We start from the raw sequence: 867 nt of genomic DNA, 5'->3' as shown, positions 1-867 counted from the left end.
CGGATTCTTGTATGATTTAAACTGAAGAGTTTGATCATGGCTCAGATTGAACGCTGGCGGCAGGCTTAACACATGCAAGTCGAGCGGAAACGATGATAGCTTGCTATCAGGCGTCGAGCGGCGGACGGGTGAGTAATGCTTAGGAATCTGCCCAGTAGTGGGGGACAACAGTCGGAAACGGCTGCTAATACCGCATACGCCCTTTGGGGGAAAGCAGGGGATCTTCGGACCTTGCGCTATTGGATGAGCCTAAGTCGGATTAGCTAGTTGGTGGGGTAATGGCTCACCAAGGCGACGATCCGTAGCTGGTCTGAGAGGATGATCAGCCACATCGGGACTGAGACACGGCCCGAACTCCTACGGGAGGCAGCAGTGGGGAATATTGGACAATGGGGGCAACCCTGATCCAGCCATGCCGCGTGTGTGAAGAAGGCTTTCGGGTTGTAAAGCACTTTCAGTGAGGAGGAAGGCCTCAAGTTTAATACGCTTGAGGATTGACGTTACTCACAGAAGAAGCACCGGCTAACTCCGTGCCAGCAGCCGCGGTAATACGGAGGGTGCAAGCGTTAATCGGAATTACTGGGCGTAAAGCGCGCGTAGGTGGTTGAGTAAGCGAGATGTGAAAGCCCCGGGCTTAACCTGGGAACGGCATTTCGAACTGCTTGGCTAGAGTGTGGTAGAGGGTAGTGGAATTTCCTGTGTAGCGGTGAAATGCGTAGATATAGGAAGGAACACCAGTGGCGAAGGCGGCTACCTGGACCAACACTGACACTGAGGTGCGAAAGCGTGGGGAGCAAACGGGATTAGATACCCCGGTAGTCCACGCCGTAAACGATGTCAACTAGCCGTTGGGGATCTTGAATCCTT

Annotated in this window: 1 rRNA gene; it reads left to right on the top strand. The window is 53.7% G+C overall.

Going from position 1 to position 867, the window contains the following annotated elements:
* Positions 1-18: 18 nt before the first annotated feature.
* Positions 19-867, top strand: a 16S ribosomal RNA gene (locus tag CDH47_RS17455); the annotation flags it as partial.

This window comes from Marinobacter salexigens (genome assembly GCF_002806945.1).
GTDB lineage: Bacteria > Pseudomonadota > Gammaproteobacteria > Pseudomonadales > Oleiphilaceae > Marinobacter > Marinobacter salexigens.
Note: the sequence above shows the minus strand (reverse complement) of the source record. Positions and strands in the feature narration are given on the sequence as shown.